Raw genomic sequence first — 7716 nt, 5'->3', positions numbered from 1 at the left:
TGACGATCCACCGTCGTCGCCTGCGCGATGCTGTCGTCGAGAATCGCGATCTCTTCGCCCTGCAGTCGCAGCTGGCGCTCGAGCTGGCGGTTGTAGGCCTCCAGACCCTCGATCTCGCGCAGCACCGTGCGGTACTCGTCCGCAAGCCCCCGCCGCGCTTCGCCCAGATCGTCCACACGATCCTGGCTCGCCGCCTGCGCCACCAGCCACTGGTTACCCGCGTCCAGGACTTCGGGGACTGTTGCTGCGTGGGTGGTCTGGACACAGGCCAGCACGCACCCGGCCCCAAGCAACAGCCCGCTCATCAGCCGCGAGCCTGCCGGCGCGGAATCAATTCGTTGCATACACCGCCTCCTCGAAATGGCACCCATGCCGCCCGCACGAGCGGCACGACATCGGAATCGAACCCGCTTCATCGCCGTCCGGTCGGACGCACCACCAGCTCCTCGACCATCGCCCGTATCGACTGGCGATGGCTGTCGACGACGAGTTGCGCGACATCGTCCGCCGCCATCAACGTCGCGCGGTCGACATCCGAACCGTCCCAGGTGGGCGTATCCGTCGCCCCCGGATAGATGCAGCAGACGCGGATCCCCTGATCCGCCGTCTCCGCCCGCACCGCCTTCGCCAGCCCGGCCACGCCGTGCTTCGCGGCGCAGTAGGCGGCATTGTTGGCCAGGCCTTCGAGCCCGGACGTCGACGACATGAAGAACAGGTCACCGCGCTGCCGGCTCAGCATCCCCGGCAGGAACGCACGCGTGACGGCAAACATGCTGACCAGATTCTCTTCGAGCGTCCGCACGAAGTCCCCCACCGACATCTCGTGCGCCGCGCCGCCGCGCCAGCGACCGGCGTTGTTGACCAGAACGTCCACCCCCCCGAACTGCGCCTGCACGCGCGCGGCCATGCGCTCGACCTGCACGGCGTCCACCAGATCCGCCGCAACGCACAGCGTCTGGGCACCGAGGGCGACGCATCGATCCGCCACCTTCTCCAGCCGTTCCCGATCCCGGGCAACCAGCGCCAGGCGCACGCCGGGCAGCGCTGCGGAGAAGCGCTCCGCCACCGCCGCACCGATGCCCTGGGAGCCGCCGGTGACGACCACCACCGGCCCGCTCGCATCGCCTGTTGCGGACGTCATGCCGTCACCATGTATTTGCCCGAAGGCCGCGCTGTCTATGCACCCTCAACATGAACGTCTTCGGCAAAAGCTCGGGCGTGACTCTGAGATGACAGCCTATTGAGATACCCCTGCCCTGCACAACGGCGCGTGCTGCCCTGGTCAAGAGTCTATTCAGGACACAACAAGCACGATCGGCACGGCGACGACGGCGCGGTCGGGCCGCCAAAAACGAGAACGCACAAACGAAAAACCCCGCCTGGTAGCGGGGTTTTCTGATTGCCGGATGGAGGACCGGCCGGCCTGTTTGGTGCCACGGAGGGGGCCGAACTCCTGCCCTATCACCATGATGCACAAAGAAAGTCGAGACACGCCTTTGCACACTTACTGGTTTTCGTATCGGTTCAGCGCGAAGTGACCTTGCTTTTCGTCGTGATCGATGGCCGAAGCTCGGCAATCGCCCGCGGCATTCTTCTGCCCATTTCCCGACGAGCGGTCGTCGCCACGCGCCAGCACTCGCCGACCACGCGCAGAGTCCGCGTCAGTCGCAGCTAATGTTGCCACCACCCAAGTTCGTACACGGCCGGCCAGTGCGGTGATCGATCAGGGGCGCGCCGTTGCCGAAATCCGTGTACGGATTGCCGTACTGGTCGAACTTGGTGACGGGTCCGCGATGCACCGTGTCGCCATGGATGAAGATCTTCGCCGGTTTCTGGATGCCGTACATGCGATCGAGCTGGTCGCACGATGGCGTACCGCGGCGGCCGCGGTCGATGGAGCGGCGCTCCAGCTCGCATTTCCGCTGAAGCTCCGGGTCGATCGGCACCCGGCTGTCCGCGAGACGCTTGTCTCCGTCCTCGAAGGCCGCGCGCTGCTCGGCACGCGCCCGCGCTCGCTCAGTCTCGCGTTGCTCGAGCACCCCGCCGACGTTGTCCTGCCATGTCGGCCCTGCACCGGGCTTGCTGGCAACGAATCCGCCACCGTTCGGGTTACGTGGCGCCTCCTTCTGATCGCCACTGCACGTGCGATCCTGGTACGACACCTTGCCGGCCGAGTCGACGCACTTGAACACCTGCGCCGACGCGGTGCCGGCGAGGAGCGACAGCAGCAGTGAGATTGCCAGCCTCATAGCGCGGCCCTCCCGTTGTAGTGCCAGCAAATTGCCACTGGGCGCAACCGGCTGCAAGCTCCAATCCGTCAAGGGCGGTCTAGGCGCTTGGATGACGCCTCATCGTCTGCCGGGCGTATAATCCGGTGAAAGCCGCCCAACGCTGCCCGGCACGCCATACCGGGGATTGTCACGGCGAGTCGAGGCGGTCGGCATTGGTTCTCCAATCCGCTCGCGGCATGGCACGGCAAGGCCTACCCCCCGCGCAATCCCGCGTCGGGGTTTCGTTCTGCTGGAGTGACCCATGCCCGCCCTCACCGAAAGAACCCTCGTTGCCCGCATAAACCGAGCGCTGCGACGCGACGATGCCGACATGATCGTGCGCGTCTGTCGAGACAGCTCCCGTGATCGCCTCTACTTGGGCCGTTACTACGCCGTCGACCCTACTCGAAACTGCATCGTCGACAAGCATGTCGATCTCGAGGCCTTGGCGCGAGCGCTGAGCGTCTTGCGGTAGCAAACACGCGCCGCAGTCGGCCGGCGGTCAGCTCGCCTTCACCGGCAAGATGACCGTGCGCGCCGTCGCCTGCACTTTGGCGTCGATCCGGGTGCGATTCGTGTAGTCGTCGCCGCATTCCTTGGCTGCCTGCTCGTGGAGCTGCGCGGCCAGGGCGTAGTTCTTCAGCCGCTCAGCACGCTCGGCCATGCGCTGCAGGGCGCGCAGGCGATACGCTCGGTGCGCGATCGGAATCTCGGCGATGGACTTCACGAACCGCTCGCGCGTCGCCGCGAACAGCTCGCGCCATTGCCTCGCGCACTGCCGCCCGGCGCTTGTCGTCGGATCGTACTGCTGCACGCGCTGCCGTGTGATTTCGACGCCGAACTCCGACTTCAGCGTATTGACGACATCGGATGGCGTGTCGAAACACGCCAGCGCCTGGACGATGCGGGCCTTGTGCTCGCTGGTGAGCTTCACGGGCGTTCCTGTCATCCGCGCATTCGGTACCAGCCCATGCACCAGTCGCGGGTTGTGATCCAAGGCACCCGCTCGATGCCGAGCCGGTCCAGCTCCTCGCGCCAGTGCTCGTTGATGAAGTCGGCGATCTCTCGATACTCGAAGCCCACACGGCGCATCTTGCGCGCCTCCTCGACCATGTAGAACGGGTATCGACATGGCCGCCGCGTGTGCTTGTTCCGCACGCGGAAGTCCCGACCACTGTTCACCGCTTCGGCCTTCACGGCGTCGTATCTGCTCGTGCGGCACCGGCGCCGCCAGCCTGCGCACTCAGCGCCAGCGCCAAGGCATCTGTCGCGAGCTTGCGATGCGGTCCCTTCAGGGCGTTGAGCTGCGCCGACAGCGTCAGCAGGTCGCGCTGCGGCGCCGTCACGAAGAACTGCGCCAGCTCCTGCGGCGTCGCCCTCGGCCCGGCTGCCTTGGCGTAGCGATTCACGATGTACCGCGGATGCGCGCCGGCAGCGACGAGCTTCTGCAACTGCTCGACGTTCTTTGCGGTGGCGCGCGCCGCGCCGCGTCGAGCCATCTGCCCCATGATCGGCACGGCGACGGCACCGACGCCGCCGCTGGCCGCGGCACCTGCGCCCGCGCCGATCGCAGCACCGACGACGTTCGTCGCGCCCTTCTCGCCCCAGCCGAACCGGCCCAGCAGGCGCAGCATGTTCTCGGCCGTGCCACCGCGCACAACGCGCTTCATCGCCGCCTGCTCTGCCGGCGTGAAGCCGCGCAGCCGCTTCGGGCTGTTGAGGATGGCCCGAAACTGTGTGCGTAGACCGTTCTCGAACCCCGACGCCTGGTTCTGCGCGCGCTCGACCGCTTCCTCGATGACGCCGAGCTTGGCCTGCCGGTGCCAAAGCCCGCGCGCCTTGCGCAGCAAGCTGCCAGCCTGGACGACGTTGCCGGCCTTGACGTCCGCCGACTTGAGGCCCTGCAAGATGTCGTCGAAGCCGTCGATCAGCTCGCTGGCGATGCGGCGCTCGTCGGGTTCCAAGCTCTTCGCCGCGGCACCGAGAATGCGGCGCTGCTGCTCCAGCCGGGCGAGCGTCGGCACCTCCTGCGTCAGATCGTCGAACGAATCGAGCGCGGCCGACACCTTCGGATGTATCCGATGGTTGAAGCCCTGCTGACGCGCCAGCGCTGCGAGCTGGCCTTTCAGCTTGCCAACCGTCTCGGGCTTGAGCACGACGCCAAGCTGGTCCGCCTGACTGTAGAGCTGGCGCGCAGCTCCGGTCAGATCGTCGCGCGCAGGCGCCAGCGCGCCGGCTGCCTTCTCGGTGCTGCGCCGCGCTAACACCCTGCTCGCGCCGCCGATAGCCTCGGCCGCCGCGGGCGCCACCACCGCGCCGATCGCGGCGCCTTTCGCTGCACCTTCGAGCCGTTCGCCGGACTCAGCCGCGCCGGCACCGTAGAGCGCCCCCTGCGCACCACCGACAGCCGATGTCGCCGCGATGCGCGCCGGCGCTCCAGCGCCCGCGACGCGAGTCAACACCTTAGCGCTGCCAGCGCCACCCGTCGCCAAGGCACCGGCGAGATTCGCACCGGTCGCAGCAACGGGGTGATCTTCGGCAAATTGCTGGCGCTCGTCCTGGTAGTGCGCGCGCATGTCGCCGTAAATCTCGCCGATCGACTGCCCGGTATCCGGCGCTGCGCCGAGCTTCTGCGCGCCTTTCGCCGCCAAGGCCGCAGCACCGAGACCGATCTCGTCGCCGAACTCGAACGACAGCCCTTGCACCGCTTCGCGTGCGGCACCCATCGCCATACCCGAACGTGGCGGGCGCTCATCCGGCGATGACGCACTGCCATGCGCCGGCGGCTGCCACTCATCGAACTGCGACCACGCGTCGCCGCGCTCCGCCTCCGGCACTTTCGGCGCGATCACCTCGTCGAAGTACTGCCCTCGCACGCCGGCCTGTTCGGCGGCCGGCAGATCGCGGTAGCCCGGCGAAGACGCGACCTCGCTCCATGGCTTCGTCATCGCCATAATCCGCTGTAGTCCTTGCGTTCTTCCGTCCGCGCGCGGTACGCCGCGTCGACAGCGTCGGCCGGCGAAACGCTGCGGTCGGGCACGAGCTGCTGCGCGGGCCCCATGCCAGAGCGGATCGCTTCGAGCGCTGTCGCGCGCGCCTGCGCTTTCTGCTGCAGGGTCTCCGGGGTATCGAACGGCTGCGGCAGATAGGTTTTCCCGTAGAGGTCGAACTCCTGCTTCGTCACCGCGGCGCCCGTATCCTTTCGCAGTACCGCCGCCAGAAACTCGCGGCCAGCCTGCTCGGCTTGCTGGTAGTTCGCTCCGACCAGCGCGTTGCCGATGCCGGGCAGCGCGGCGCCAGCGCGCCGCGCAGGATCGGCGAGCACTTCGCCCGTTGCGCCTAGGTTCTTTAGCGCTTCTGCCCCGCGCGTGTAGTACACGAGATCCTTCGACTGGCCCTCGGTCAGCTTCGGCGATCCGCCACCGGTGTAGCTCAACGTGCCATCCGGCCCAACCGTGACCCCCCCGCCTGTCTTCGGCATGGGCGCGGCACCGTCGACGACGCGGCGCGTGCCCTGGTTTCCGTACTGCGCACGGATCGGTCGGCCCCGCTCGTCAAGCTCGTCGACCGGGTTGCCGAAGCGCTCCGCCTCCGCCTCTCGCTGTGCGCGACCATCGAACGCAGCCAGCCGGTCAACAGCTTCACGGTACTGCGGCGAGGTCGTCGGCAGTTCATCAATGCGAGCCAGCAGCGACTGTCGTCGTCGCTCATTCCGATTGGACAGGGCGGCGGCCGCGGCCTTCTGCTCCAGGATGCCGATGTCGAGGGCATGCCTTTTCTGGTTCTGTGCGAGCGCAGCCTCTTGCTCCGGCGTGCGAACGAAGCTCAACTCGAGAGCGCCGATGTCGCCGACAGCGTTCGCGGCCGCATAGCTCAACGCATCCGCGCGCACCCGCGCCGCAAGTGACGTGCCGCGCGCCTGGAACTGCCCAGGCTTGCCGCCACCGGCAACCGACTTGGCGTACTCCTCGGCCCGTGACGCTTCCAGCTGCAAGGCCGACAGTCGAGTGCGTGCCGCCTCCCGCGCTCGGTCCTGAGCCACGCCCTGCGGATCGGTGCGAACTTGCCGCGTCCTCGGGCGGCCGTCGAAGCCGTACACGGTTTCGGTTCGGTACTGCGGTCGCGATGCGCCAGCCCCTTCGATGCCGGCGCCGGTGAAGAAGCTCGAGGGAACCACGGAAAGCCCGCCGCCGGGTTTGCCGATGTCAGTCTGCCCCCGCGCGTACTCGACGTCGCCGTCAATGCTCAAAGGTGCCCCCAGACCGCTGGCTACATTTTCCGGCGTAGGCGCCTGCCGAATGTCGCTGAAGTGGTTGCCGCTGCGATAAATCGTCGATTGCGGGGAACTGTCGATGCCACTGCCCGCAGATCCCCCTTGGAAGGGAGCGTCGATGCTCAGATGGGACGTCGCGCGATTGACGGGGCCGCCGATGCGCGCCCGATACGCCGCATCGACAGCGTCCGCTGGCGAGGCACTGCCTCGCACCAACGGCCCAGCGCCGGTGCGCGCCCGATACGCCGCATCGACAGCGTCCGCTGGCGATCGCCCCTGATCGCGCTCGTGGTACGCAGTGCTGTTATTGCGAATCATGGCCGGTTTCCTCCAGAACGCGGCGGCGCGCATGCGCTTCGACCCAGGCCTCGACGAGGTCAATGATGCGTTCCTGGTGCATGCGCTGAAGCACAGCCTCGATCGCCGACTTGGCGACTTGGCGTGCCTGGTTCTCGGCGTCGTAGGCACGGCCGATGCGGTTGTGAAAGCTGTCACTCATGTTGATCTCCTGCTCTGCGGGGGGGGTGAATCGGAAGTGCGGGCTTCATGTCGTCCGCCATGGTGTTCATAAGCTCCATCAGCGCCGCCTCGTAGGGCGGCAAGCCGCCCTTGATCGTCGCTTCGGTTGCCTGCAGCCGCGGGTGGATGTACGGCGCGGCGGCCTTCGCTGCGTCGAGCCGGACGGCCTGTTCCTGCCGCTCGTCGCGCATCAGGCGCAGCAGGTACTCCAGCGGCGTCAGGCCCTCGGCCGCCGCTTTGTCGGCGATCTCACGCGTGCGCTTGTTCGCGGCGCCCTTCTTGCGTCCGCCGGTCTTTCGTCCCATCGCCATCATCTGTCTCCATCTAGGTTTGGATGCGTCGCCGATGACGCCTCATCAGTTCCGCACAACGCCACCGACGGTCTCAAAGGGCTGCATTTCAAATGCGACCCTTCCGAACCCATCGCGTGCTGCTGCGCGCGCTGCTCCAGCCTGCGCAGCAACGCCGCGCGCCGGATCTTCTTGACGGCCTCGCGCGCTGCAACGGCCTCTGTTTCCGTGACCCATATGCGCAACTGCGTCATGCCCCGCGCGTGCTGGCGCTCGCGTCGCGCCTTCTGCGCGGCGCGCCAGCGCTTCCGGCGACGCGCTGCGGCGATGTCATCAGCCGGCGATGGTGCGGCCCGGTCTGAAG

11 protein-coding genes are annotated in these 7716 nt (G+C 67.5%); 2 read left to right on the top strand and 9 right to left on the bottom strand.

Annotation, left to right across the window (positions count from 1 at the left end):
• From C8D93_RS20485 to C8D93_RS15935, 3 genes are all read right to left on the bottom strand, one after another.
• Positions 1 to 344: DUF3450 family protein (locus C8D93_RS20485; protein ID WP_170124061.1), on the bottom strand; the 344-nt coding region annotated here is incomplete at its 3' end.
• 68 nt (positions 345 to 412) lie between these two features.
• Positions 413 to 1108: an SDR family oxidoreductase gene (locus C8D93_RS15940; protein ID WP_211307387.1), complete on the bottom strand. Its 696-nt coding sequence runs from the start codon at positions 1106 to 1108 to the stop codon at positions 413 to 415.
• A gap of 553 nt (positions 1109 to 1661) precedes the next feature.
• The gene (locus C8D93_RS15935; protein ID WP_146216634.1) at positions 1662 to 2306 is read right to left on the bottom strand and encodes a DUF4124 domain-containing protein; all 645 of its coding nucleotides are present in this window, start codon (positions 2304 to 2306) and stop codon (positions 1662 to 1664) included.
• Between the two features lie 226 nt (positions 2307 to 2532).
• Between C8D93_RS15935 and C8D93_RS15930 the strand changes: the two genes are divergently transcribed.
• A complete protein-coding gene (locus C8D93_RS15930; protein ID WP_110266203.1) occupies positions 2533 to 2745 on the top strand; it encodes a hypothetical protein in 213 nt (70 codons plus the stop codon).
• A gap of 27 nt (positions 2746 to 2772) precedes the next feature.
• Here C8D93_RS15930 and C8D93_RS15925 read toward each other — a convergent pair whose 3' ends face one another.
• The 6 genes from C8D93_RS15925 to C8D93_RS15905 all read right to left on the bottom strand — a co-directional run bounded on the left by C8D93_RS15925 (position 2773) and on the right by C8D93_RS15905 (position 7367).
• The gene (locus tag C8D93_RS15925; protein ID WP_211307386.1) at positions 2773 to 3204 is read right to left on the bottom strand and encodes a DUF2280 domain-containing protein; all 432 of its coding nucleotides are present in this window, start codon (positions 3202 to 3204) and stop codon (positions 2773 to 2775) included.
• An 11-nt stretch (positions 3205 to 3215) separates the two neighbouring features.
• Complete coding sequence (locus C8D93_RS20480) at positions 3216 to 3467, bottom strand: hypothetical protein (RefSeq protein WP_146216633.1); 252 nt, start codon at positions 3465 to 3467, stop codon at positions 3216 to 3218.
• Entirely contained in the window at positions 3464 to 4846 is a 1383-nt protein-coding gene (locus tag C8D93_RS15920) for a hypothetical protein (protein ID WP_211307385.1), read from the bottom strand. The genes C8D93_RS20480 and C8D93_RS15920 overlap by 4 nt, the downstream gene beginning before the upstream one ends.
• 368 nt (positions 4847 to 5214) lie before the next feature.
• Entirely contained in the window at positions 5215 to 6861 is a 1647-nt protein-coding gene (locus tag C8D93_RS15915) for a hypothetical protein (RefSeq protein ID WP_146216631.1), read from the bottom strand.
• Entirely contained in the window at positions 6848 to 7042 is a 195-nt protein-coding gene (locus C8D93_RS15910) for a hypothetical protein (RefSeq protein ID WP_110266199.1), read from the bottom strand. The genes C8D93_RS15915 and C8D93_RS15910 overlap by 14 nt, the downstream gene beginning before the upstream one ends.
• Positions 7035 to 7367, bottom strand: coding sequence for a hypothetical protein (locus C8D93_RS15905; RefSeq protein ID WP_211307384.1), 333 nt, complete (start codon positions 7365 to 7367; stop codon positions 7035 to 7037). Before C8D93_RS15905 ends, C8D93_RS15910 begins: the two co-directional genes overlap by 8 nt.
• Positions 7368 to 7489: 122 nt before the next feature.
• Here C8D93_RS15905 and C8D93_RS15900 point away from each other — a divergent pair, with 122 nt between their 5' ends.
• Positions 7490 to 7714 (top strand): hypothetical protein, encoded by a 225-nt coding sequence (locus C8D93_RS15900; protein ID WP_110266198.1) that lies wholly within the window; start codon positions 7490 to 7492, stop codon positions 7712 to 7714.
• Positions 7715 to 7716: the final 2 nt, after the last annotated feature.

This window comes from Sinimarinibacterium flocculans, assembly GCF_003201205.1.
Lineage (GTDB): Bacteria > Pseudomonadota > Gammaproteobacteria > Nevskiales > Nevskiaceae > Solimonas > Solimonas flocculans.
This window is presented reverse-complemented; position numbering and strand designations above follow the sequence as displayed.

What these genes read in the sequence shown, in the direction of transcription:
- C8D93_RS15920 (WP_211307385.1), bottom strand. Translation starts at nt 4,846, where the DNA reads ATGCGCGCGCACTACCAGGACGAGCGCCAGCAATTTGCCGAAGATCAC.
- C8D93_RS15930 (WP_110266203.1), top strand. Translation starts at nt 2,533, where the DNA reads ATGCCCGCCCTCACCGAAAGAACCCTCGTTGCCCGCATAAACCGAGCG.
- C8D93_RS15910 (WP_110266199.1), bottom strand. Translation starts at nt 7,042, where the DNA reads ATGAGTGACAGCTTTCACAACCGCATCGGCCGTGCCTACGACGCCGAG.
- C8D93_RS15915 (WP_146216631.1), bottom strand. Translation starts at nt 6,861, where the DNA reads ATGATTCGCAATAACAGCACTGCGTACCACGAGCGCGATCAGGGGCGA.
- C8D93_RS15905 (WP_211307384.1), bottom strand. Translation starts at nt 7,367, where the DNA reads ATGGGACGAAAGACCGGCGGACGCAAGAAGGGCGCCGCGAACAAGCGC.